Raw genomic sequence first — 22,419 nt, 5'->3', positions numbered from 1 at the left:
CAGAATGACAAAAAGGCCGGCATTCGCCGGCCTTTTTGCTTTTCCCGCTCAGAAAGGGTCTTATTGCCGCGCGGTGCGGGTGTTGCCCACCGGCATCTCGCCGCAATTGCTGCGGAAGGGATTGATGTCCAGTCCGCCGCGGCGGGTGTAGCGCGCGTAGACGGTGAGGCGGCTCGGCGCGCAGGCGCGGAGCAGATCGGTGAAGATGCGCTCCACGCATTGCTCGTGGAATTCATTGTGCTGGCGGAAGCCTATCAGGTAGCGCAGCAGCGCCTCGCGGTCCAGCCGAGGGCCGGTGTAGCGGATCTGCACGCTGCCCCAGTCTGGCTGGCCGGTGACCAGGCAGTTGGATTTCAGCAGATGGCTGCACAGGGTCTCGCTGACAATGTCGCCGGCGTCGGCGCGCAGAATCTGCGGGCAGGGCGCGTAGTTGTCCACTTCGATGTCCAGATCATCGATGCAGTCGCCGGCCAGTTCGGCCACGGTTTCGCCGCCGAACTGCTGCGGCAGCATGATGTCGACGCCTATCGGCTTGCCGGCGGCGGCGGACAGGTCCGCGGCCAGCTGGCGGCGCAGCGCGTCCAGGCCGGCCATCCGGGTCTGGTTATAGCTGTTCAGATAGAGCTTGAAGGATTTGGATTCGATCAGGTTCGGGCTGTCGGCCGGGATGCGGAAGGCGGCGATGCCCACCTGGGGCTTGCCGCGGGCGTTGAGCCAGGACAGTTCGAAACCGGTCCAGATGTCCACGCCGGCAAAGGGCAGCGCGGCGGTGTCCACGCCGATTTCGTCGCGCTTGGCCTGGCGCGGGATCGGAAACAGCAGATGGGGATCGTAATGATCCTGGTAGCTGACGGTTTTGCCCAGAGGGGATTGCTCCGGGGACATGGCTTGAGTGTTCATGGCTTGAATTATATCGATTTTCAAAGAGGCGGCAGATCGTGAGCCGCTTTTTAAAGCAGGCCCTTGCGCCACAGCGCCATCAAATCCATGGTCAGCGCCACGCTGCAATGCAGCGCGATGCCCAGCCAGATGGAACGGTAGCGGTAGCTGAGCGCGCCCAGCGCGATGCCGGCTACGATGGCGGCCAGGCTCTCCAGCAGCGGTTTCTCAAAATGGATCATGCAGTAGGGCAGCACCATCACGAAGACGGCGCTGACGCCCAGCCGCGGTTTGAGGCCGTGCACCATATAGCCGCGGAAGAAGAATTCCAGCGCGGCGAACTGGGCGAAATACAAGAGCTCCCACAGCAGCCAGTGCGGCCACAAGCTCTCGCCGGGGCTGAGCCGGAAGAAGGGGTAGATCTTCAAAAAGCCCGGCTGGCCGGACGCCCACCATACCAAGGGCAGCATCAGGGCGTAGAACAGCGGGAACAGCTTCAGGTCCGTCTTCAGCGTGGCGCGGTCCGGCCAGGCCAGGCCGAAGTCGGCCAGCGGGCGGCGATCCAGCAGCCGGATGGCCAGCAGCGGCAGCAGGCAGTAGCTGGCGATGCTGGCCAGCGCCCAGTAGGCGGCGCGGTAGAGATCGGTGTCCGGGTTGTGCACCACCTGCTGGCGGAAGGACAAGCCCAGCGCCGGCCACCATTGCAGCAGCCAGTCCATCATCCAGTAACGGTTGGCGGGGTAGTAGAGCAAGGTCAGGCACAGGCAGCTGACCAGCAGCACGCCGGCCGCCTGACGATCGGCTGGCGTCAGGGCGGGCAGACGTGGCTGGCTGGTCATGTCAGCGCTCGCGGCGCATGAAGTCGCGCGGGCGGAAGCCGAGCGCGAACAGCGCGGCGAAATAGACGGCCGCGCCGGCCGACACCAGCAGGCTCAGCCAGGCCACGCGTTGCCAGGCCGGGCCGTGCCAGTGGACGGGCAGCAGCCATTGCAGCGCCAGCAGCGCGGCGGCCATGGCCGCGATGGCCACGGCCATCTTGCTGAGGAAGCCGCCCCAGCCGGCCGAGGGCTGGTAGATGCCGCGCTTGAGCAGCGCGCGCAGCAGCAGGCCGGCGTTGAGGCAGGAGGCGAGGCCGATGGACAGCGCCAGGCCGGCGTGCTTGAGCGGAAACACGAAGGCCAGGTTCATCAGCTGGGTCAGGCACAGGGTGATCAGCGCGATGCGCACCGGGGTCTTGATGTCCTGGCGTGCGTAGAAGCCGGGCGCCAGCACCTTGACCAGGATCAGACCGAGCAGGCCGAAGGAGTAGGCGATCACCGCCTGCTGCGACATCAGCGCGTCGTGGGCGGTGAATTTGCCGTAGGTGAACAGAGTGGCCAGCAGCGGGCCGGACAGCAGGCCCAGGCCCACCGTGGCCGGCACCGCCAGCAGCAGGGACAGGCGGATGCCCCAGTCCAAGAGCACGCTGAACTCCCCGTCGGAGCGGGTGGCGGCGTGTTTGGACAGCGAGGGCAGCAGGATGGTGCCCAGCGCCACGCCCAGCACGCCGGACGGGAACTCCATCAGCCGGTCGGCGTAATACATCCAGGACACGCTGCCGGTGGGCAGAAAGGAGGCGAAGGTGGAGTTGATCAGCAAGGAGATCTGCGCCACCGACACGCCGAAGATGGCCGGTCCCATTTGCCGGATCACGCGCCAGACCGCCGGGTCGCGGAAGGCGAACACCGGGCGCGCCAGCATGCCTATCTGCTTCAGGAAGGGCAGCTGCCACACCAGTTGCACCAGGCCGCCGACGAAGACCGCCCAGGCCAGCGCCATGATGGGCGGATCGAAGCGGCTGCTGAAGAACAGCGCGAACACGATGAAGCTCAGGTTGAGGAAGGTGGGGGTGAAAGCCGGAATCGAGAACTTGCCCCAGCTGTTGAGCACGCTGCCGGTCATGGAGGACAGCGAAATGAAGAAGATATAAGGAAAGGACACGCGCAGGATGTCGGCGAACAAGGCGGCCTTGGCCGGCTCGCGGTAAAAGCCGGGCGCGGATATCCACATGATCAGCGGCGCGGCCAGCATGCCCACGGCGGTAACCAGCAGCAGCACCGAGCCCAGCACGCCGGTGATTTTGGCGATGAATTCCCGGGTTTCCTCTTCGCTGCGCTGGTTCTTGTATTCGCCGAGAATGGGCACGAAAGCCTGCGAAAACGCGCCTTCGGCGAACAGGCGGCGCAGCATATTGGGAATCTTGAAGGCGGCGTTGAAGGCGTCGGCGGCCATGCCGGCCCCGAAAACGCGGGCGATGATGGTATCGCGGACCAGACCCAGGATGCGGGACACCATGGTCATGCTGCTGACAGCAGCCAGAGCCTTGAGCAGATTCATGTTGCGGGTGGTTTATCTAGCGTTGAGCAAGCCCGCTAGTGTACGCCGCCAGGTTTATTGTTGCAAAACCTGAGTTTAGGGCTTAGAATCGCGGGTTTCAGATTCCGCTCATCAGGAGAAAGATTCATGGCTAACAGCGCACAAGCTCGCAAGCGTGCACGCACAGCCCTTAAGCAGCGCGCGCACAACGCCAGCCTGCGTACTGCGTTCCGTACCGCAGTTAAGAAAGTGCTCAAGGCAGTTGAAGCAGGCGATAAAGCCGCTGCCAAGGTAGTGTTCCAGACTTCCGAAAAAGTGATTGACCGCATTGCTGACAAGGGCGTGTTCCACAAGAACAAGGCCGCTCGTCACAAGAGCCGTCTGTCGGCTCAGATCAAGGCCATGGCCTGATCACAGCCCAGCGCTGAAGAATACGCAAAGGCTCCGCATCGCGGAGCCTTTTGTGTGTCTGGCGCATCGATTTCCCTCGCTGGAGGCATGGCTATGTCGGGATGGACGGCTTGGGCGCTGGCTTTGTGCGCGGCGCAGACCCTGGCGGCGGAACTGCCGCAGCAACTGGCCGATTGCGGCCGCCTGGCGGACGCCAGGCTGCGTCTGGCCTGCTACGACGGGCTGGCGGCCGCTGCGGCGCCCGCAGCGCCGTCTTCCGCGGCCGCCGCGCCTCCGGAGCGCCCGCTTCCGGCCGCCGGCGTAGAGCCGGATGCCGCGCCGGCTCCCAGCCGGCTGGCCGAAGCCTGGGATCTGGACGGGCGCTCGCGCGGCGACACCTTCGGGTTTCGCTTATACCGCCCCAATTACTATCTGCCGGTCTGGCAGATGGCCAAGCCCAATAACGAGCCGCAGTCGCCGACCCGGCCGCCCAGCCAGACGCCGGGCGGGGAACTGGACAAGACCGAGGCCAAATTCCAGCTGTCGTTCAAGACCAAGGTGTGGGAAGACATTTTCGATACCCCGCTGAACCTGTGGTTCGCCTACACCCAGCAATCGCATTGGCAAATCTACAACCAGGCGCATTCCGCGCCGTTCCGCGGCACCGACTACGAGCCGGAACTGATTCTTACCTTCCCCTTGCCGTCCGCCTGGGCCTGGGGCGACACCCGGCTGCGTATGGGCGGCCTGGGTTTGTTGCATCAATCCAACGGCCGCGCCAATCCCTTGTCGCGCAGCTGGAACCGGGTGTACGCGATGGCTGCGCTGGACAACGGTCCGTTCACGCTGCAAGGCCGCTGGTGGGCCAGGCTGCCGGAGTCCGGCGACAAGGACGACAATCCCGACATCGTCAAATACATGGGGCACGGGGATCTGCAGGCGATCTACCAGTACCGCGGCCAGACTTTCAGCGCCATGTGGCGGCCCAATTTCGACAGCGGCAAGCATGGACTGCAACTGGACTGGAGTTTCCCGGTGAAGGGCAAGCTGCGCGGTTATGTGCAGGCTTTCGACGGTTACGGCGAAAGCCTGATCGATTACAACGTGCGCACCCGCGCGCTGGGCGTGGGGCTGACGATGAGCGACTGGCTGGAGTGAGTCTCGCTAGCTTTGGAGTTCGCTGCGCGGCTGTTGGAAAGATTGTGAACAGGCCCGAAGCAGGCCCGCCCATGGGCGGGCCCTGCGCTTATTGCAGCAGCGCGGCCGCCTGGCGCGCCATTTCGCCTTCCTCGTCGGTAGGCAGCACATAGGCCGCGCGCGGGCTGGCGGCGGTGGTCAGCCGCCGCGCCTGGGCCAGATTGGCGGCCTGGTCGGCTTCAAAGCCCAGCCAGGCCAGCTGTTGCAGCACCCGGCCGCGTACTTCCGGCGAGTGCTCGCCCACGCCGGCGGTGAACACCACCGCGTCCAACCCCTTCATCGCCGCCGCCAGGCTGGCCACTTCCCGCGCCACCCGGTAACAGAACAGCTCGATGGCCTCGCGCGCCGCCGGCAAATCGCTGGCCAGCAGTTCGCGCATGTCTGAGGACAGGCCGGAGACGCCGAGCAGGCCGGAGTTCTTGTACAGCTCGCGCCTCACCTCGGCCACGCTCATGCCGGCCTGTTCCTGCCAGTAGAGAATGACTTCCGGATCGATATAGCCGGGGCGGCTGCCCATCATCAAGCCGTCCACCGCGGAGAAACCCATGCTGGACGCCATGCTGCGGCCGGCGTCCAGCGCGCAGGCGCTGGCGCCGCTGCCCAGGTGGCAGACCACCACCTTGGCGCGTTCCAGGCCCAGCTCCGGCAGCCGCCGCGCGATGGCGGCGTAGGACAGGCCGTGGAAGCCGTAGCGGCGGACGCCTTCATCATGCCAATGGCGGGCGATGCCGAAGCGGGTGGCCACTTCCGGCTGTTGAGCGTGGAAGGCGGTGTCGAAGCAGGCGAACTGCGGCAAACGGGCGTCGTATTCCTCGAAGGCGGCGATCACCGACAGGCTGACCGGCTGATGCAGCGGCGCCAGCGCCACGTAGTCCTCCAGCTGGGCGCGGATGTCGGCGTCCAGCCGCATGGCGGCGGTGAAACGGCCGCCGCCGTGCACCACGCGGTGCACCACGGCCAGCGGTTCCAGCTGCTGATCGGCCAGGCTGTTGATCACCGCGGCGATGGCGCTGCCGCGGCTGCCGTCGTCCAGCGCGTGGCGGCTCAGCGTCTGGCCCTTGCCGTCCAGCAATTGCAGCTCCGGCTTGGCCTGGCCGAAGCGGTCCACCATGCCGCGCGCCAGCAATTGGCGGCCGTCCGGCGCGAAGGCGCGGAATTTCAGCGTGGAGGAGCCGGCGTTGACGGCGAGCAGCACCCGGCTCATGTCCGCTGTCCGCTTTGCCGGCGTTTGTGCGCCAGCAAATTGGCCACGGCGGCGGAGGCGAGGCGGCCGTTGGCGTCGTCGGCGCGGCTGGTCAGCACGATGGGCGCGCGCGCGCCCATCACGATGCCGGCGGAGGCCGCGGCGGCCAGATACGTCAGCTGCTTGCCCAGCATATTGCCGGCCTCAAGATCCGGCACCAGCAGGATGTCGGGATCGCCGGCCACCGGCGAGACGATGCCCTTGCTGTCGGCGGCTTCGCGCGAGATGGCGTTGTCGAAAGCCAGCGGGCCGTCGAGGATGGCGCCGGTGATCTGGCCGCGGTCCGCCATCTTGCACAGCGCGGCGGCGTCCAGCGTGGAGCGCATCGCCGGATTGATGGTTTCCACCGCGGCCAGGATGGCCACCTTGGGCTGGCGTATGCCCAGCGCCTGGGTCAGGTCGATGGCGTTCTGACAGATGTCGCGCTTGGTCAGCAGGTCCGGTTCGATATTGATCGCGGCGTCGGTGATGAACAGGTAGCGCGGATAGGTCTCCACCTTCATGATCCAGACGTGGCTGATGCGGCGGTCGGTGCGGATGCCGGTGCCGCGCGCCAGCGCTTCGCCCATGAATTCGTCGGTGTGCAGGCTGCCCTTCATCAGGATGTCGGCGTAGCCGTCGCGGACCAGGCTCACCGCCTGTTCGGCGGCGGCGTGGCTGTGCGGCACGTCGACCAGCTCGAAGCGGCTCAGGTCCACTTCCAGTTCGTCGGCCAGCTTGGCCAGCCTGGCGGCGGGGGCCACCAGGATGGGGGTGGCGATGCCGTGGTCGGCGGCTTCCACCGCGCCCAACAGCGCCTCGCGGCTGCAGGGGTGGGTCACCGCCATCGGCAGCGGCCCCAGGCCGACGGCCTGTTGAAGGATGTCGGAAAAAGCGTGTTCGTCGCGTGTCATGGCGTGTTCCCTCAGGCCTTGATGTGATGGCCGCCATCGACATAGATGGTCTGGCCGGTCAGGCCGCGGGCGGCTTCGGAGATCAGGAAGGCGCAGGTGGTGCCCACGTCCTCGATTTCCACCAGGCGGTTTTGCGGCGCGCGGGCGATGGCGTCCTCGATCAACTGGTCGAAGTGGGCGATGCCGGAGGCGGCGCGGGTGCGCAAGGGGCCGGGGGACACCGCGTGCACGCGGATATTCTTGGCGCCCAGCTCGCTGGCCAGGTAGCGCGACACGCTTTCCAGCGCCGCCTTGACCGGACCCATGATGTTGTAGTTCTCCACCACCTTGTCGGCGCCGTAATAACTCATGGTGATCAGGCTGCCGCCCTGGCTCATCAAGGGTTCGGCCAGACGCGCCATTTCGATGAAGGAGTAGCAGGACACGCGCATCGCCTGCTGGAAGCCTTCCAGCGAGCAGTCGGTGACGCGGCCGTGCAGATCGTCCATCGGACAATAGGCGATGGAGTGAATGACGAAATCCAGTTTGCCCCATTGCTGACGAATGGCCTCGAACACCGCTTCCATCTGCCCCGGCTGTTCCACGTCCAGCGGCAGCACCAGCGGCGAACCCAGCTGGTCGGCCAGCGGACGCACGTATTTTTCCGCTTTCTGGTTCAGGTAGGTGACGGCGAACTCCGCGCCCAGGTCGCGCAGCACGCTGGCGCAGCCGTAGGCGATGCTGTTCTCGTTGGCGATGCCTACGATCAGGCCTTTCTTGCCGGCAAGAATGTTGCGAATGCTTTCCATCTGACCCTCTTGGTAAACCATGTGACCTCCGGGATTTGTAGGGTTGCAGGGCAGTATTGCGGGCTAATGAAGCAAAGGGATTTTTGTATTGACGATTCAGTCGGATATAATCGACGATTTGGCGGGAACGAAGGCTTGATCTTGGGGGCGTTCGTCCGCATCTGTCCGACTAGGCATGCCGAGCGTAAGTTCACGCTCGGATAGTGCAGTGCAGCATGAGTTCGGTTTATTATGCCATCATGATTACTGGTGGGGAAGCAAAGCTATGCCAATCTACGAATACCGTTGCGGCGCCTGCGGCGTCGCCAAAGAGCATCTGCAAAAACTCAGCGACGAGCCTGTCGCGCAATGCCCGGCCTGCGGCAGCGCGGAGTACCGCAAGCAGCTGTCCGCGGCCGGCTTCCAGCTGAAGGGTTCCGGCTGGTACGCCACGGACTTCAAGGGCGGCGCGTCCGCGTCCGGCTCTTCCTCCTCCGCGTCTTCGGACAGCGGCGGAGGTCATAGTTGCGGCACCGGCTGTGGGTGCGCGTAAACCTCGATGACGCCGCAAATCAAAATGACGCTTAAGGGCTATCTCGTCACCGGCTTGCTGGTGTGGCTGCCTTTGGCCGTGACGCTGTGGGTGTTGAACCTGATCGTCACTTCGCTGGACCAGACGCTGAACCTGTTGCCGCAGGAATGGCAGCCGGAGGCCTTGCTCGGCTTCCATCTGCCGGGCCTGGGCGTGGTGCTGTCGGTGCTGATTCTGTTGGGCACCGGCATGCTGGCCGCCAATGTGCTGGGTCAGCGCGTGCTGGACATGTGGGACGCGCTGCTGTCCCGCATCCCGGTGGTGAAAAGCATTTACAACAGCGTCAAGCAAGTCAGCGACACGCTGTTGTCCGACTCCGGCCAGGCCTTCAAAAAGGCGCTGCTGGTGCAGTTCCCTCATTCCGGCATGTGGACGGTGGCGTTTCAAACCGGCCCGCTGCCTGAAGTCGTGTCCGAATCGCTGTCCGACGACGAGTTCATCGGGGTCTACGTGCCCACCATCCCCAACCCGACCTCGGGTTATTTCGTGATGGTGGCCAAGAAGGACACCCGCGCCTTGAACATGAGCGTGGACGAAGCGTTGAAATACGCGATCTCCATGGGCATGGTGGCGCCGAACCCGCCGCCGGCCGCCCAGCGTCCGCGTCTGAACGACGAACATAATCGGCAGGGCTAGACCGACACCCTGTCTAGCCCTTAACGCCTTTCTTTCCCCCGGGCGGGGAAGCCTCACCGAATTTGAATAAAAGGGTTTACCCAAATGCGTACCGACTATTGCGGACTTATTGACAAGAAATACCTCGGCCAGACCGTTACCGTGAAGGGCTGGGCTCACCGCCGCCGCGACCATGGCGGCGTGATCTTCATCGACCTGCGCGACCGCGAAGGCCTGGTGCAGGTGGTGATCGATCCGGACACCCCGGAAGCGTTCCAGCTGGCCGACAGCAGCCGCGGCGAATACGTGCTGTCCATCACCGGCATCGTGCGCGAGCGTCCGGCCGGCACCGCCAACAGCAAGATGATTTCCGGCGAGATCGAAATCCTGGCCAAGGACATCGAGATCCTCAACGCCGCCGCCACGCCGCCGTTCCAGATCGACGACGAGAATCTGTCCGAGAACGTGCGCCTGACCAACCGCGTGATCGATCTGCGCCGTCCGGCGATGCAGAAAAACCTGCGTCTGCGTTACAAGGTGGCGATGGGCGTGCGCAACCATCTGGACAAGCAGGGCTTCATCGACATCGAAACCCCGATGCTGACCCGCTCCACGCCGGAAGGCGCGCGCGACTACCTGGTGCCGTCCCGCGTGCACCCGGGCGAATTCTTCGCGCTGCCGCAATCGCCGCAGCTGTTCAAGCAATTGCTGATGGTGGCCGGCTTCGACCGCTACTACCAGATCACCAAGTGCTTCCGCGACGAAGACCTGCGCGCCGACCGTCAGCCTGAATTCACCCAGATCGATATCGAGACCTCGTTCCTGAACGAGGACCAGATCATGGACATCACCGAGGGCATGACCAAGGAGATCTTCCGCGACGTGCTGGGCGTGGAACTGCCGCAGTTCCCGCGCATGACTTACGCCGACGCGATGTTCTACTACGGCTCCGACAAGCCGGACATGCGCGTGGACCTGAAATTCACCGAACTGACCGATGTGATGAAGTCGGAAGAGTTCAAGGTGTTCCGCGGCGCGGCCGACATGGCGGGCGGCCGCGTGGTGGCCCTGCGCGTGCCGGGCGGTTCCGGCCTCAGCCGCAAGGAAATCGACGACTACACCCAGTTCGTGAGCATCTACGGCGCCAAGGGGCTGGCCTACATCAAGGTCAACGACGCCAGCAAGCCCACCGAAGAAGGCCTGCAGTCGCCCATCGTCAAGTTCCTGTCCGCTGACGGCCTGAAAGCCATCATCGAGCGCACCGGCGCGCAAAACGGCGACATCATCTTCTTCGGCGCGGACAAGGCCAAGGTGGTGAACGAGGCCATCGGCGCGCTGCGCATCAAGATCGGCCACGAGCACGGCCTGGCCAACGGCTACTTCGTCAAGGAATGGCGCCCGCTGTGGGTGGTGGACTTCCCGATGTTCGAGCACGACGAGGACGACGACCGCTGGACCGCCTGCCACCATCCGTTCACCAGCCCGAAGCAGGGCCACGAGGACCTGATGGCCACCAATCCGGGCGCCTGCCTGGCGCGCGCCTACGATATGGTGCTGAACGGCTGGGAAATCGGCGGCGGCTCCATCCGTATCCACCGCGCCGAGATCCAGGAAAAAGTGTTCGGCGCGCTGAAGATCAGCCCGGAAGAGCAGCAGAACAAGTTCGGCTTCCTGCTGGACAACCTGAAGTTCGGCGCGCCGCCGCACGGCGGCCTGGCCTTCGGCCTGGATCGTCTGGTGACGCTGATGTGCGGCGCGGAGTCCATCCGCGACGTGATCGCCTTCCCGAAAACCCAGCGCGCCCAGTGCCTGCTGACCAACGCGCCCAACGCGGTGGACGACAAGCAACTGCGCGAACTGAACCTGCGTCTGCGCCAGAAGGCCGAGCCGTCCGCTTGATGCCGGTTTGACGCGATGCCGACGGCCGCTGCCATGCAGCGGCCGTTTTTTATTCCGGGCCGGCCGGAGACGTCGGCTTGAACCTTGCGCTTTTGGCCCAATCTAATAGCGGCCTCATACTTGTAAGCGAGCGCCTGCCGGGCCGACATTGCAAAACTTTATCGCAACGATATGGATTTACAATTTGCCGATGTCGGCGGCCCTGTTTTATAAAGCCTCGCATTCCGCCGCGTTTCCCGATGCCCGAACAGGGAAGCGCAGTCATACCAAGACCTTTAAGGAGATCCGCAATGGCCGTACTCGTTGGCAAACAAGCCCCCTTCTTCGATGGCGCGAAAACCTTCTCCGCCGTGCTGGGCGATGGTCAGATCGTTGACAACTACTCCTTCAAGCAAGCTACCGCCGGCAAGTACGCGGTAGTGTTCTTCTACCCGCTGGACTTCACCTTCGTGTGCCCGTCCGAGCTGATCGCTTTCGATCACCGCCTGGCGGACTTCAAAGCCAAGAACGTGGAAGTGATCGGCGTGTCCATCGACAGCCAGTTCTCCCACGCCGCATGGCGCAACACCCCGGTGGAAAAAGGCGGCATCGGCCAAGTTGGCTACACCCTGGTGGGCGACATCCAGCACGAACTGTGCAAGGCCTTCGACGTTGAAGCCGACGGCGGCGTCGCTTTCCGCGGCTCCTTCCTGATCGACCGTTCCGGCGTGGTGCAGCACCAAGTGGTGAACAACCTGCCGCTGGGCCGCAACGTCGACGAAATGCTGCGCATGGTTGACGCGCTGCAATTCACCGAAGAGCACGGCGAAGTGTGCCCGGCTGGTTGGAACAAGGGCAAGAAAGGCATGAAGCCGAGCGCCGAAGGCGTGGCTTCCTACCTGGCCGAAAACGCCAAGGACCTGTAATCCGTCTTTAACGGATTGCGTCCGACCCTGCCCCGCGCGCCTTGGCCCGCGGGGCTTTTTCTTGCGCGGCCTTGGCCGGTTTGGCGCATTGCTCGCTATAACTAACAATAAGTTTCCAAAATAGGACAGGCCCAAGCCATGTCTTTGCCGATCAGCCAGCTGGACAGCTTCACCATGCTGCATGCGATGCGCTCCACCCACCTGTCCGTGCCGCACGCCTTATTGGGCGCGGCCCTGCTGACCGGTCTGGAATGGGGGCGGGCGCCGCTGGTGGCCGCCTTGCTGTGGCTATTGCTTTTCAGCCTGCTGCTGCTAAGCCTGTGGGGCACCACGTGGCGGGCTTGCCGCTGCCCCGAGCACGACGCCTGGCAGATCGCCGCCTTGCATAGGCGTTTTTCCGCGCAGATCGTCGCCGCGGGCGCGGGCTGGGGCCTGGCCGCCTGGATTCTGATGCCCAGCGACGATCTGACTTACAGCCTGATCGTGGTGCTGTGGGGCATCGCGGTCAGCGCGGTGCAAGGCGCGATGTTGTCCGCGCGCCGGGAGCTGTTTTACGGCTTCGTCGGCCCGCTCTGGGGCCTGCTGCTGCTGCGCATGTTTCTCTCGCCGGAAGCGGTGCTGCGCTGGGTGGGCGCTTCCGGCATCATCTATTGCCTGTCGCTGACGCTGTTCACCGCCTTATTGCATCGCTTCGCGCTGGAATCCATGGGGCAGCGCGCCGAAAACGCCAGCCTGATGCGCGAGTTGACGCTGGAACAGACGCAGCTGGACAGCTACAACGCGATACTGGAGCGGCAAAACATAGAACTGGACGGCGCCGTGGAGCGCATCAGCGAACTGGCCTCGCGCGATCCCTTGACCGGGGTGCTGAACATGCGAACCCTGATGCGGGAAATGGAGCGCCTGTTGGAGCTTTCGGAAACCCAGGGCGCGCCTTTCGCCATCGCCATCATCGACCTGGACCATTTCAAGCGCGTCAACGACAGCTGCGGCCATGCGCGCGGCGACGAAGTGTTGCAGCAGCTGTGCGAGCTGGCGCAGCAGGCCCTGGCGGACGGCGAGCTGTTCGGCCGTTACGGCGGCGAGGAGTTCCTGCTGCTGGCGCCGGCCTGCAGCGGCGCCGAATTGAGCCGGCGCATGGAAACGCTGCGCGACAAGGTGGGCGGCTGGGACTGGCGGCGCTGGACCGGCGACTTGCCGGTGACCTTGTCCTGCGGCGTGGCCGCCTGGCGGCCGGGCGTGGACCCGCTGGGCTTGCTGCAACAGGCGGACAAGGCCTTGTACCAGGCCAAGGCGCAAGGGCGCGACCGCGTCTGCCTGGCGAGAGAGGCCGGGGCGTGAGGCGAAGACTGGGCATTCTGATGCCGTTTCCCTGGCAGGCCGCGCACCCGCAGCTGGAGGCGGAGCTGGTGCGCCAGTTCGTCTCCATGCTTCAGCTCTCTATCCTGCAGTCCTTCATCGCCATTCCCCTGTTTGGCGTGCTGATGTACGGGCACGCGCCCGGCTGGCGCATCCTGTGCTGGGTGGGCATGTTCCTGCTGATGCAGCTGCTGTTCGCGCGCCTGGTCTACCGCTTTCGCCGTTACGCGCATACCCAGGACCAGGTGTTCCGGCATTACCAGGCGCTGCGGCAACTGATGCTGTTCAGCGCCTTGGTGTGGAGCATGATGATGTGGTTCATGTTTCCGCAGGAGGAAGGGCCCTACCGCATCGTGGTCGTGCTGTGGCTGGCCGGCGGCTTCGCTGCGGTATGCCTGCTGCTGGCGCCGTGCCGCGATCTGCACCTGACCTTCTTCGTCGGCTACTGGGTGTATCCGCTCTACCGCTTCCATTGCGAGGGCACCTTGCTGTACAGCGCCTTGCTGGTGGGCGCGGTGATCTTCATCCTGGTGCAATGGGAGTTCCTGTCCAGCTTCAACCCCCTGCTGCGCGACACCGTGAGGCTGCGCGAGCGCAATGCGGTGGTGCTGCGCCGGCTGCAAGATCTGTACGCGGAAAGCGCGGCCAAGCGGGAACTGCTGGAACAGCGCAGACAGATGCTGCAGCAGGCGGCGGAGCAGATGCATCTGCTGGCGGACTCCGACGTGCTGACCGGCTGTTTGAACCAGCGGGCCTTGCGCTGCCGCATGGCGGAGCTGGATCAGTCCGACGCGGGCCCCTGGAGCCTGGCGATGTTGGATCTGGACGAGTTCAAGCAGGTGAACGACCGTTTCGGCCATTTGGTGGGCGACCAGGTGCTGCAGCAGGCGGCCAAGCACATCGCCTCCTGTCTGGAGGCCTGGATGACGCTGGCGCGCTATGGCGGCGAGGAGTTCGTGGTGCTGGCGCCGGGCTTGGCGCCGGAGGGCTTGGCGGAAAGAATGGAGGCGGTCAGGCTGCGCCTGGCGCAGGCCCAGTTGGACGGCTTGCCGGAGGGCTATGCGCAGACGGTGTCCATCGGCGTGGCGGGCCAGCCGCCGCTGAACGGCAGCCAGCAGGCCTTGTTGCAGGCGGACGCCGCCTTGTACCGCGCCAAGGCGTCCGGCCGCAACCGGGTATGCCTGTGGAACGCGGAGCCGGAGCGGGGCCAGGCCGGCTGAGCAGCTGATCAAGGCCCGCCGCGTTTCGTGAGCGCCGCTCCGGCCGGCTTGCGCGCCGCCTGTGCATGCCGTTTCTTCAGCTGTTTTCGCCTTGTCTCGCGCGGGCTTGCGAGAGCTTGTACGGGTTTGGGGGCGCCGGCTCGGGCTCATTAGCGAGCATGGCGCGCAGCGCCGGCTGCTGGATCAGCGCCGACAGACAGACGGCGGCGGCGCACAGCCACCATAGCGCAATGCCGCCCACGGCGCCGTACAGCCAGGTGCCCAGCGCCGGGGCGAACAGGGTGCGGCCCTGCCACACCGCGTTGTACAGCCCCAGATAGCGGCCGCGAAGCCGGCCTTCCGAGCGGTGCATCACCAGCATGGCGTAGCAGGGCGACACCAGCAGTTCGCCCAGCGTCAGCGTCGCCATCATCAGCACCGCCCACAGCGGACCCTGGCCCAGGGTCAGCCACAGGAAGGCGAAACCGGTCAACAGCACCCCGGTTTGAGTGCTGGCCAGCAGGCCCCAATCCAGGATGCGGCGGCTGATGGCGATCTGCAGCGCCACCACCATCAGGCCGTTCAGCGTGAACAGATAACCCACCCATTGCGGCCCCAGCTGGTAATGCTCGCGCAGGAACAGTCCCAGCGTCACATAGATCTGGTCGAATACCGCGGTCATCAGCACCATGCCCAGCAACATGCGCAGAAAGGGCGCGTCGCGCCAGGGGCCTTGGCGGCCGCCGGCGTCTTCGCCGGCCCGCGGCGGCTCTGCGTGGGCCGCGCCGGCGCGGCGGTAGGCCCAGGCCAGCCATAGCGCCGCGCTCAGCGTGGCGGCGGCGTTGGCGGCGTAAACCCAGCCATAGCCGATGGCGGCCAGCGAGCCGCTGAGCAAACCGGCGCCGGCGACGCCCAGGTTGAAGGCCACCCGCAACATGCCCTGGGCCACCGCGCGCTGCCGCGGCAGACAGGGTTCCAGCGCCAGGCGCAGATTGACCGGCCGGAAAGCGCCGTCGGCGAAACCGGAGACCAGCAAGACCGGCGCGAACAGCCATAGCGGGATGGCGAGCGCCAGCAACAGCAGGCACAGGCCGGAAACGGACAGGAACAGCGTGGCCAGCTTGCGGCCGTCGAAGCGGTCGGATAGCGAGCCGCCGTTGAGGGAGCCCAGCAGCGCGCCGGCGCCGTAGGCCGCCATGGTCAGACCGATCTGCGCATAGCCCAGCTGGTAGCTCTCGCGCAGATAGAGCGGCAGGAATAGTTTGGAAATGCCGCCGATATTGTTGATCAGGCTGCACAGCACCTGGATGTAGACCGTGGCGGGCAGGCCGCGATAGGGGGACAGCAGGCGTTTCAGCCAGGGGGAAGGGGGCGGGCGGCTCATAAGAATCCAGGATATGATTATGCTTTTGACTTATCTTGCTGCGTTGCAACGAAGAAAGTCAACACCATGAATATCCGTCCGTCCGGGACGCCGCGGCTTTTCAGCTCAGCGGCAGCTTGGCCTTGACCGTGCGCATCATCGCGGGCTGGGCGGCGGCGGCCGGGTGCAAGCCATCCGGCTGGAACTTGGATAGATCGGCCTCGAAGCCGGCCACCAGCAGCGGAACGAAGGACAGGCGCTCGCGCCTGGCCAGGTCGGCGTAGGCTTTGCGGAACTCGGCGCCGTATTGCGGGCCATAGTTCGGGGGCAGGGCCATGCCCACCAGCACCACCTTGGCCTTGCTTTGTTTGGCCAAGGCGATCATCTTGGACAGGTTGCCGCGCATTTGCTCCAGCGGCAGGCCGCGCAGGCCGTCGTTGGCGCCCAATTCCAGCACCACGATGTCCGGGCGATGGCGCGCCAGCGCGTCCGGCAGGCGGGCCAGGCCGCCGGCGGTGGTTTCGCCGGAAATGCTGGCATTGACGATGCGGTGCTTCGCCCCCATCTCCTTGGCGAGCAGGCTGACCCAGCCCTGGCCGGGAGAGAGGCCGTAACCGGCTGACAGGCTGTCGCCGAAGACCAGTATCGTCGCGGCGGACGCCGGCAGCATCAGCAGGCACAGGCCGGCGGAAAGTAGAACTTTGCTTAGTATCGAGCGCATAAATGAATCCAATTGAAACCCAGGCGGTGTTGGCGGCCAGCGAGCTGGCCAAGCAGGTGCATTTCCACGGCGAGCCGCTGAACATCCTGCGCAGCGCCACGCTGACCCTGTATCCGGGCGAGAGCGTGGCCATCGTCGGCGCTTCCGGCTCCGGCAAGTCTACCTTGTTGTCCCTGTTGGCGGGGCTGGATCATCCGTCCGGCGGCGAGGTGTCCTTGTTCGGCCAGGCGCTGTCCGGCTTGAGCGAAGACGCGCGCGCGCTGCTGCGCAGAGACAAGGTGGGGTTCGTGTTCCAGAATTTCCAGCTGATGCCGCAACTGACCGCGCTGGAAAACGTGATGCTGCCGCTGGAGCTGGCCGGCCGCGCCGACGCGCGCGAAGCGGCGCGGCAGATGCTGGACCGCGTCGGCCTCAGCCACAGGCTGGGCCATTATCCGCGCCATCTGTCCGGCGGCGAGCAGCAGCGGGTGGCCTTGGCGCGCGCCTTCGTCATTCATCCCGGCCTCTTGTTCGCCGACGAGCCCACCGGCAATCTGGACCCGCACAGCGGCCGCCAGATCATCGATCTGCTGTTCCAGCTCAACGCCGAGCAGGGCACCGCCTTGGTGCTGGTCACCCACGACACCGAGCTGGCCAGCCGCTGCGACGCCATCTACCGGCTGGTGGAAGGCAAGCTCAACGGGGCGCGCTCATGACTCTGGCCGGCCGCTTGACCCTGGTGTTGCGCTTCATCCGCCGCGAACTGGTGTCCGGCGAACTGACCATCCTGGCCCTGGCCCTGGTGGTGGCGGTGATGGCGATGAGCAGCGTGGCCTTTTTCTCCGATCGCGTGGAACGCGCGCTGACCACCCAGGCCACGCAGCTGCTGGCCGCCGACCTGGTGCTCAACGGCAATCAGCCGGCGCCGGAACCCATCCGCCGGGAGGCGGAAAAGCGCGGTCTGCGGCTGGCCGACAACATCAGCTTTCCCTCCATGGTGTTTTCCGGCGGTCAGGCGGCTTTGGCCACGTATAAATCGGTCAGCGACAACTACCCCTTGCGCGGCGAAGTCAGCGTGCGCCTGGCCGACGGCCGCGTGGAAACCGGCAGCCTGCGGCCGGCCGCGGGCACCGCCTGGGCCGACGCCCGTCTGATGCGGCGCTTGAAGCTGAAACTGGGCGACACCCTGGGCGTCGGCGGCGCGCAACTGCGGCTGGCCGGCGAAATCGTCCGCGAGCCGGACGGCGCGATGGACCTGTACAACTTCGTGCCGCGGCTGATGTTCAACCGCGCCGACCTGGCCGCCACCGGCCTGATCCAGGAAGGCAGCCGCGCGCGCTGGCGCCTGATGTTCGCCGGCGACGACCGAGGTATCGCCGACTTCCGCCAGTGGCTGGACAAGGCCAAGCCCAAGGACGCGCGGCTGGAAAACGTCGAGGAGGCGAGGCCGGAAGTGCGCACCGCGCTGGAGCGCGCGCGGCGTTTCCTGGGCCTGACCGCGATGCTGACCGTGGCGCTGGCGGCGTCGGCGGTGGCGCTGGTGGTCCGCCGCTATCTGGCGCGCCATTGGCAGCAGGTGGCGGTGCTGCGCTGCCTGGGCCTGACGGCGGGCGAGGTGTGGGGGCTGTTCGTCAGCCTATTCCTCTTGTTGGGCCTGCTGGCCGGCGCCTTGGGCACCGCCGGCGGCTTCGGCGTGCAGCTGGCCTTGATGCGCTTGGCCAGCGGCTATGTCGGCGAAATACTGCCGGACCCGGGCTGGCTGACCTGGCTGGTGGGGCCGCTGGCCTCGCTGGTGTTGCTGGCCGGCCTGGCTCTGCCGCCCTTGATGGGCATACGCGACGTGCCGCCGGCCGCGGTGCTGCGCGATGAATTGACGCCGACCCGCCAGGGCGTGCTGGCGCCCTTGCTGGCCCTGGTGGCCTTGCTGGGCCTGGCCGCCTGGCAGGTGGGCGATCTGGCGGTGGCCGGCTGGCTGCTGGCCGGCATGCTGGGCTTCTTCGCCGCCGTGGGCGCGCTGGCGCTGGGCGTGGTCTATCTGATGCGGCGGCTGCCGCGCGGACGCCGGGTGGGCTGGCGCTTCGGCATCGCCAATATCGCGCGCCGCCACTGGCTGGCGGTGATCCAGATCGTGTCCTTGTCGGTGGGCCTGATGGCCTTGCTGACGCTGACCATTGTGCGCGACGACCTGATCGGCGCCTGGCAGCGCAGCGTGCCGGCGGACGCGCCGAATAAATTCGTCATCAATATCCAGCGCCACCAGCTCGACGGCGTGCGCAACGCCTTCGCGGTGGAGGGACGCGCGGCGCCGGAGCTGGCGCCCATGGTGCGGGCGCGGCTGATCGCGATCAACGAGCATCCGGTGCGGCCGTCGGCTTACGAGGACGAACGCGCGCGTCGGCTGGCCGAGCGGGAGTTCAACCTGTCCTGGCGCGACGAGTTGCCGCCGGGCAACAAGCTGACGGCGGGCCAGTGGTGGCAGCCTCAGAAACGGATTCCGCCGCAGTTCTCGGTGGAGCGCGAGCTGGCCGCCACCTTGGGCATCAAGCTGGGGGACACGCTGGTCTTCGATCTGGCCGGCACCGCTTACCGCGCCAAGGTGAGCAGTTTGCGGGAGGTGCCGTGGGACAGCTTCCGCGTCAATTTCTTCGTGATCGGCACGCCGGGCCAGTTCAGCCAGCAGCCGGCCAGCTGGATCACCAGCTTCCGTCTGGAGGCGGCGGACGAGGACTTCGTCAACCGCCTGGTGGGCGAGTTTCCCAATCTGACCGTGATCGACGTCGGGGCGATCCTGAGCGAGGTGAGGGCGATGATGGACAAGCTGTCGCGCGGCATCGAAGCCATGTTCGGCCTGGCCCTGGCCGCCGGCGTGCTGGTGTTGTGGGCGTCGCTGGCGGCCACTCGCGACGAGAGGCTGTTCGATGTCGGCCTGATGCGGGCGCTGGGGGCGTCGCGGCGCCAGGTGCGCAGCGTGGTGCTGGCGGAGCTGGCCTGGTTGGGCGCGTTTTCCGGTTTATTGGCGGCCTTGGGCGCCATGGGCATCGGCGCTTTGGCTTCGGTCAAATTGTTCAATCTGCCCTTGGTGTTCAATCCGTGGCTGTTGCCCGCCGGCGTCGCCAGCGGCGCGCTGGTGGTGGTGGTGGCCGGTTGGCCGCTTGTGGGGCGGGTGACCAGAACGTCGCCGATGGCGGTGTTGAGAGCGATCTGAGTGTAGTGGTCAAAGCTGAGAATCAAGCGGGAGCAAGCCCGCAAGGAGACGCATGATGGATGCGATAGTACAGGCGGCAATGGCCAAGTGGCCGAACGTGCCCGCCGTGTTCGGCTGGCTGCGGCTGGATGCGCGCGGCCAGTGGTGGATCAAGGACGAACGCCTGCAGCACGAGGCGATGGTGGAGTTTTTCGGCCGCAATTACAGCCGCGACGGGCTGGGGCGCTGTTATGTGCAGAACGGGCCGCAGAAAGTCTATGTGACGCTGGACGCCGCGCCGCTGGTGGCGCGGCGCACTCCGTCGGGCTGGCGCACGCTGCCCTACGACGACGACGTGCCGGCGCGCTCCGCCTGGCTGACGCCGGAGGGCATGTTGCTGATCGAGATCGGCGGCGAGCTGGCGGCGGTGGACGACCGCGACCTGGCCGCGGTGCTGGAAGAAGGGGCGCCGGGCTGGGACGGCGACATGGACTCGCTGCCGGACCGGCTGGCCTTGGGCAAGAGCGCCATCCCGCTGGGCAAGGAGAGCCTGCCGGACTTGTGGCGGCGTTACGGCATTGTCGGCCGGCCCAAGGGCTGAGCCGTTTCACCTCCAAACAAAACCCCGGGCAAGCCCGGGGTTTTGTTTGGTCCGCGGATGGCTTAGAACCGGTTTACGATCTCGCGAGCAAGGGCGAGACAAGGCGAAAACGGCTGAAAAAGCGGAGTGTACACACGGTACATGAGCATTTTGAAGCCGTACTCACCGTGTAACGCTCCACGAAGCGTAGCAGATCGTAAACAGGTTCTTAGAGCGGACGCGACTCCACCTGCACCAGACGCTTGCGCCCGGCCAGCATGCCCATGGCGAAGGTGGCGGCGGAGATCAGCGAGAACAACAGGCCCAGCGGCCACAGCGCGTGGGTCTGGTCGCGGATCAGGCCCACGCTGAGCGGGCCGAGCGAGGCCAGCGCGTAGCCGACGCCCTGAGCCATGCCGGACAAATGGGCGGCGACATGGGGGTCCGGCGAGCGCAGCGCCAGCAGGCTCAGCGCCATGCTGAACAGGCCGCCCTGGCCCAGGCCCAGCAAGACCGCCCAGAGCAGCAGGCTGTCGGTGGGCGCGAACAACATGCCCAACAGGCCGCTGAGCACCAGCGCCACGGTGGCGGCGATAGGCGGGCGCTGGTCGCGGCAGCGCTGTCCCAGCGCCGGCACCAGCAGCGAGGAGGCCACTTGCACCATGATGGAAATGGACAGCAGCAGACCGGCGTGCAGCGGCGTTTCGCCGCGGTCTATCAGGATGGACGGCAGCCAGCCGAACACGATGTAAGCCATGGATGACTGCAAGCCCATGAACAGCGTCACCTGCCAGGCCAGCGGGTCGCGCAGCAGGCCGCGCACCAGCCATTGGCCGTGGTGGGCCGCTTGTTGTTTTCGCGTCTGCGGCCACCAGGCCAGCAAGGCCAGCAGCGCCGGGGTCGCCCAGATCGCCAGCGCGCCTTGCCAGCTGTTCCCCATCCAGTGCATCGCCGGCACGGTCAGGCCGGCGGCCAGCGCCGCGCCCAGGCATAGCGCCATGGTGTAGACCCCGGTCATCAGGCTGACCTGGCGCGGAAAGTCGCGCTTGACGATGCCGGGCAGCAGCACGCCGATGATGCCGATGCTGGCGCCGGCCAGCGCCGAGCCGGCGAACAGGCCGACTTGGCCGAACTGGGTGCGCAGCAGGATGCCGAGCGCCAGCGTCACCAGGATCAGCGCGATGGTCTTTTCGCTGCCCCAGCGGCGGGCCAGCCGCGGCGCCAGCGGGCCGAACAGGCCCAGGCAAGCGACCGGCAGCGTGGTGAGCAGGCCGGCCATCATGCCGCTGAGCCCGCGGCTGGCGGCGACATCGCCCAGCACCGGGGACAGGCTGGACAGCGCCGGCCGCAGATTGACGCCGACCAGGATCAGGCCCAGCAGCAAGAGCCAGGGACGGTGCAGCGCGGGGCGCTGGCTTTGCACGCCGGCGTCGTCGATCTCGGCGTCGATCAGCGTGTCCTCGACCGGCAGGTGGTCAGGCATGGATTTGGGTGTGGACATGGGTTTTCCTTCTGCGCTTTTGTTGTTGTCGGAACCGGCTCCCCGCGCCTGAGGGCCGGCTCAAATTTGGCTTAAACCTTGGCGGGGCGATCCAGCAAGCGGTCCAGCGCCTCCAGCAAGGGGCGGGTAATGGCGGCGGCGGCTTGTCCGGCTTCGTCTGGCCGCCGCTGGCGGATGGCTTCGTAAATCGCCTGGTGGGCGGCGAGGTCGGGGTCCGGCAAGGCCTCGTCCAGGATGGATTGCTGCACGTGCTGGCGCACCGCGCGTGAAAAATAGGCGTAGAGCTCGGCCAAAGCCTGGTTGCCGCTGGCGTTGGCGATGGCGAGATGAAATTCCAGATCCCGCTCGATGAAGTCCTCCAGCGGCTCCTGCGGCAGGCGTTCGCCGCGCCGCGCCAGCGCGTCCGCTATCGCGCTGAGATCCGCTTCCGGGCAGCGGCCGGCCGCCAGCCGAGCGGCGCTTTCCTCCAGCATGCAGCGCACTTCCAAGTGTTCGCGCAGGCTGGCGCGGCTGATGGCGCGCATCGCCTCGCCGGGGTTGACCGTGGCGCGCACATAGCTGCCGTCGCCCTGGCGCACCTCCAGCAGGCCGGCGTAGAGCAGCACCCGCACCGCCTCGCGCACCGTGTTGCGGCTGACGCCCAGCTGCTCCGCCAGTTCCGGTTCGGTGGGAATGCGAGCGCCTATCGGCCAGTCGCCGTCCGCCAGACGTTTGGCGATGTTTTCCACGGCGATGTCGACCAGCGAGCGTTTATAGGGCAGCGCCAGCATGCGGCCTCCTTATTCATCCAATCATCCG

21 protein-coding genes are annotated in these 22,419 nt (G+C 66.0%); 11 read left to right on the top strand and 10 right to left on the bottom strand.

From position 1 onward, the window contains the following. Nucleotides 1-60: 60 nt before the first annotated feature. The 3 genes from queF to murJ are packed head-to-tail and all read right to left on the bottom strand — an operon-like array spanning nt 61 to nt 3,255. Nucleotides 61-900 carry an NADPH-dependent 7-cyano-7-deazaguanine reductase QueF gene (queF, locus tag ACODSD_RS06340; RefSeq protein WP_488876979.1) on the bottom strand — a complete coding sequence of 280 codons (840 nt, stop codon included), beginning with the start codon at nt 898-900 and terminating at the stop codon, nt 61-63. Nucleotides 901-950: 50 nt separating this feature from the next. Continuing rightward, entirely contained in the window at nt 951-1,718 is a 768-nt protein-coding gene (locus tag ACODSD_RS06335; protein ID WP_488876978.1) for a CPBP family intramembrane glutamic endopeptidase, read from the bottom strand. Nucleotide 1,719: 1 nt separating this feature from the next. Then, a complete protein-coding gene (gene murJ, locus ACODSD_RS06330) occupies nt 1,720-3,255 on the bottom strand; it encodes a murein biosynthesis integral membrane protein MurJ (protein WP_227106845.1) in 1,536 nt (511 codons plus the stop codon). Between the two features lie 126 nt (nt 3,256-3,381). Between murJ and rpsT the strand changes: the two genes are divergently transcribed. Both rpsT and ACODSD_RS06320 read left to right on the top strand, forming a co-directional pair. After that, entirely contained in the window at nt 3,382-3,645 is a 264-nt protein-coding gene (rpsT, locus tag ACODSD_RS06325) for a 30S ribosomal protein S20 (protein ID WP_048409254.1), read from the top strand. A 93-nt stretch (nt 3,646-3,738) separates the two neighbouring features. Next, a complete protein-coding gene (locus tag ACODSD_RS06320) occupies nt 3,739-4,782 on the top strand; it encodes a phospholipase A (RefSeq protein ID WP_488876977.1) in 1,044 nt (347 codons plus the stop codon). An 88-nt stretch (nt 4,783-4,870) separates the two neighbouring features. Here the strand turns inward: ACODSD_RS06320 and ACODSD_RS06315 are convergent, their stop codons facing one another. Genes ACODSD_RS06315 through fabI form a run of 3 tightly spaced genes read right to left on the bottom strand, consistent with a single transcriptional unit; the run spans nt 4,871 to nt 7,745 of the window. Then, nucleotides 4,871-6,025 carry an acetate/propionate family kinase gene (locus tag ACODSD_RS06315; protein WP_235084440.1) on the bottom strand — a complete coding sequence of 385 codons (1,155 nt, stop codon included), beginning with the start codon at nt 6,023-6,025 and terminating at the stop codon, nt 4,871-4,873. Next, nucleotides 6,022-6,957 (bottom strand): phosphate acetyltransferase, encoded by a 936-nt coding sequence (locus ACODSD_RS06310; protein ID WP_235084438.1) that lies wholly within the window; start codon nt 6,955-6,957, stop codon nt 6,022-6,024. The genes ACODSD_RS06315 and ACODSD_RS06310 overlap by 4 nt, the downstream gene beginning before the upstream one ends. An 11-nt stretch (nt 6,958-6,968) precedes the next feature. Continuing rightward, the gene (gene fabI, locus ACODSD_RS06305; RefSeq protein ID WP_107801628.1) at nt 6,969-7,745 is read right to left on the bottom strand and encodes an enoyl-ACP reductase FabI; all 777 of its coding nucleotides are present in this window, start codon (nt 7,743-7,745) and stop codon (nt 6,969-6,971) included. Nucleotides 7,746-8,010: 265 nt separating this feature from the next. Between fabI and ACODSD_RS06300 the strand changes: the two genes are divergently transcribed. From ACODSD_RS06300 to ACODSD_RS06275, 6 genes are all read left to right on the top strand, one after another. Continuing rightward, nucleotides 8,011-8,277, top strand: a complete 267-nt coding sequence (locus tag ACODSD_RS06300) for an FmdB family zinc ribbon protein (RefSeq protein ID WP_107798100.1) — start codon at nt 8,011-8,013, stop codon at nt 8,275-8,277. A gap of 24 nt (nt 8,278-8,301) precedes the next feature. Further along, nucleotides 8,302-8,952 carry a DUF502 domain-containing protein gene (locus ACODSD_RS06295; RefSeq protein ID WP_254894626.1) on the top strand — a complete coding sequence of 217 codons (651 nt, stop codon included), beginning with the start codon at nt 8,302-8,304 and terminating at the stop codon, nt 8,950-8,952. Nucleotides 8,953-9,036: 84 nt separating this feature from the next. After that, a complete protein-coding gene (aspS, locus tag ACODSD_RS06290; RefSeq protein ID WP_488876976.1) occupies nt 9,037-10,830 on the top strand; it encodes an aspartate--tRNA ligase in 1,794 nt (597 codons plus the stop codon). A 290-nt stretch (nt 10,831-11,120) separates the two neighbouring features. Then, nucleotides 11,121-11,735 (top strand): peroxiredoxin, encoded by a 615-nt coding sequence (locus tag ACODSD_RS06285; RefSeq protein WP_107798102.1) that lies wholly within the window; start codon nt 11,121-11,123, stop codon nt 11,733-11,735. Between the two features lie 138 nt (nt 11,736-11,873). Continuing rightward, nucleotides 11,874-13,076, top strand: coding sequence for a GGDEF domain-containing protein (locus tag ACODSD_RS06280; RefSeq protein WP_488876975.1), 1,203 nt, complete (start codon nt 11,874-11,876; stop codon nt 13,074-13,076). Further along, nucleotides 13,073-14,314, top strand: coding sequence for a GGDEF domain-containing protein (locus ACODSD_RS06275; RefSeq protein ID WP_146176562.1), 1,242 nt, complete (start codon nt 13,073-13,075; stop codon nt 14,312-14,314). The genes ACODSD_RS06280 and ACODSD_RS06275 overlap by 4 nt, the downstream gene beginning before the upstream one ends. A 76-nt stretch (nt 14,315-14,390) precedes the next feature. Here ACODSD_RS06275 and ACODSD_RS06270 read toward each other — a convergent pair whose 3' ends face one another. Both ACODSD_RS06270 and ACODSD_RS06265 read right to left on the bottom strand, forming a co-directional pair. Then, nucleotides 14,391-15,677 (bottom strand): MFS transporter, encoded by a 1,287-nt coding sequence (locus ACODSD_RS06270; RefSeq protein WP_488876974.1) that lies wholly within the window; start codon nt 15,675-15,677, stop codon nt 14,391-14,393. 100 nt (nt 15,678-15,777) lie between these two features. Beyond that, entirely contained in the window at nt 15,778-16,377 is a 600-nt protein-coding gene (locus ACODSD_RS06265; RefSeq protein ID WP_227106861.1) for an arylesterase, read from the bottom strand. A gap of 2 nt (nt 16,378-16,379) precedes the next feature. Here ACODSD_RS06265 and ACODSD_RS06260 point away from each other — a divergent pair, with 2 nt between their 5' ends. The 3 genes from ACODSD_RS06260 to ACODSD_RS06250 are packed head-to-tail and all read left to right on the top strand — an operon-like array spanning nt 16,380 to nt 20,141. Further along, nucleotides 16,380-17,072, top strand: a complete 693-nt coding sequence (locus tag ACODSD_RS06260) for an ABC transporter ATP-binding protein (protein WP_048414370.1) — start codon at nt 16,380-16,382, stop codon at nt 17,070-17,072. Beyond that, nucleotides 17,069-19,561: an ABC transporter permease gene (locus ACODSD_RS06255; protein ID WP_253313787.1), complete on the top strand. Its 2,493-nt coding sequence runs from the start codon at nt 17,069-17,071 to the stop codon at nt 19,559-19,561. Before ACODSD_RS06260 ends, ACODSD_RS06255 begins: the two co-directional genes overlap by 4 nt. 55 nt (nt 19,562-19,616) lie before the next feature. Beyond that, on the top strand, nt 19,617-20,141 hold the full coding sequence (locus ACODSD_RS06250; protein ID WP_227106865.1) for a DUF2946 family protein: 525 nt from the start codon (nt 19,617-19,619) through the stop codon (nt 20,139-20,141). Nucleotides 20,142-20,349: 208 nt separating this feature from the next. Here ACODSD_RS06250 and ACODSD_RS06245 read toward each other — a convergent pair whose 3' ends face one another. Both ACODSD_RS06245 and ACODSD_RS06240 read right to left on the bottom strand, forming a co-directional pair. Beyond that, nucleotides 20,350-21,621, bottom strand: a complete 1,272-nt coding sequence (locus ACODSD_RS06245; protein WP_488876973.1) for a CynX/NimT family MFS transporter — start codon at nt 21,619-21,621, stop codon at nt 20,350-20,352. Nucleotides 21,622-21,692: 71 nt separating this feature from the next. Then, nucleotides 21,693-22,391 (bottom strand): FadR/GntR family transcriptional regulator, encoded by a 699-nt coding sequence (locus ACODSD_RS06240; RefSeq protein ID WP_488876972.1) that lies wholly within the window; start codon nt 22,389-22,391, stop codon nt 21,693-21,695. Nucleotides 22,392-22,419: the final 28 nt, after the last annotated feature.

The sequence above is a fragment of the Chromobacterium sp. FG22 genome, assembly GCF_057809415.1.
Note: the sequence above shows the minus strand (reverse complement) of the source record. Positions and strands in the feature narration are given on the sequence as shown.

Bases quoted from the DNA above. Each gene is read 5' to 3' on its own strand.
- murJ (WP_227106845.1), bottom strand. From the start codon at position 3,255: ATGAATCTGCTCAAGGCTCTGGCTGCTGTCAGCAGCATGACCATGGTG.
- ACODSD_RS06245 (WP_488876973.1), bottom strand. From the start codon at position 21,621: ATGTCCACACCCAAATCCATGCCTGACCACCTGCCGGTCGAGGACACG.
- ACODSD_RS06255 (WP_253313787.1), top strand. From the start codon at position 17,069: ATGACTCTGGCCGGCCGCTTGACCCTGGTGTTGCGCTTCATCCGCCGC.
- ACODSD_RS06315 (WP_235084440.1), bottom strand. From the start codon at position 6,025: ATGAGCCGGGTGCTGCTCGCCGTCAACGCCGGCTCCTCCACGCTGAAA.
- ACODSD_RS06280 (WP_488876975.1), top strand. From the start codon at position 11,874: ATGTCTTTGCCGATCAGCCAGCTGGACAGCTTCACCATGCTGCATGCG.
- ACODSD_RS06295 (WP_254894626.1), top strand. From the start codon at position 8,302: ATGACGCTTAAGGGCTATCTCGTCACCGGCTTGCTGGTGTGGCTGCCT.
- queF (WP_488876979.1), bottom strand. From the start codon at position 900: ATGAACACTCAAGCCATGTCCCCGGAGCAATCCCCTCTGGGCAAAACC.
- ACODSD_RS06285 (WP_107798102.1), top strand. From the start codon at position 11,121: ATGGCCGTACTCGTTGGCAAACAAGCCCCCTTCTTCGATGGCGCGAAA.
- ACODSD_RS06270 (WP_488876974.1), bottom strand. From the start codon at position 15,677: ATGAGCCGCCCGCCCCCTTCCCCCTGGCTGAAACGCCTGCTGTCCCCC.
- ACODSD_RS06265 (WP_227106861.1), bottom strand. From the start codon at position 16,377: ATGCGCTCGATACTAAGCAAAGTTCTACTTTCCGCCGGCCTGTGCCTG.
- fabI (WP_107801628.1), bottom strand. From the start codon at position 7,745: ATGGAAAGCATTCGCAACATTCTTGCCGGCAAGAAAGGCCTGATCGTA.
- rpsT (WP_048409254.1), top strand. From the start codon at position 3,382: ATGGCTAACAGCGCACAAGCTCGCAAGCGTGCACGCACAGCCCTTAAG.
- ACODSD_RS06320 (WP_488876977.1), top strand. From the start codon at position 3,739: ATGTCGGGATGGACGGCTTGGGCGCTGGCTTTGTGCGCGGCGCAGACC.
- ACODSD_RS06300 (WP_107798100.1), top strand. From the start codon at position 8,011: ATGCCAATCTACGAATACCGTTGCGGCGCCTGCGGCGTCGCCAAAGAG.
- ACODSD_RS06310 (WP_235084438.1), bottom strand. From the start codon at position 6,957: ATGACACGCGACGAACACGCTTTTTCCGACATCCTTCAACAGGCCGTC.
- ACODSD_RS06335 (WP_488876978.1), bottom strand. From the start codon at position 1,718: ATGACCAGCCAGCCACGTCTGCCCGCCCTGACGCCAGCCGATCGTCAG.
- ACODSD_RS06240 (WP_488876972.1), bottom strand. From the start codon at position 22,391: ATGCTGGCGCTGCCCTATAAACGCTCGCTGGTCGACATCGCCGTGGAA.
- aspS (WP_488876976.1), top strand. From the start codon at position 9,037: ATGCGTACCGACTATTGCGGACTTATTGACAAGAAATACCTCGGCCAG.
- ACODSD_RS06250 (WP_227106865.1), top strand. From the start codon at position 19,617: ATGGATGCGATAGTACAGGCGGCAATGGCCAAGTGGCCGAACGTGCCC.
- ACODSD_RS06260 (WP_048414370.1), top strand. From the start codon at position 16,380: ATGAATCCAATTGAAACCCAGGCGGTGTTGGCGGCCAGCGAGCTGGCC.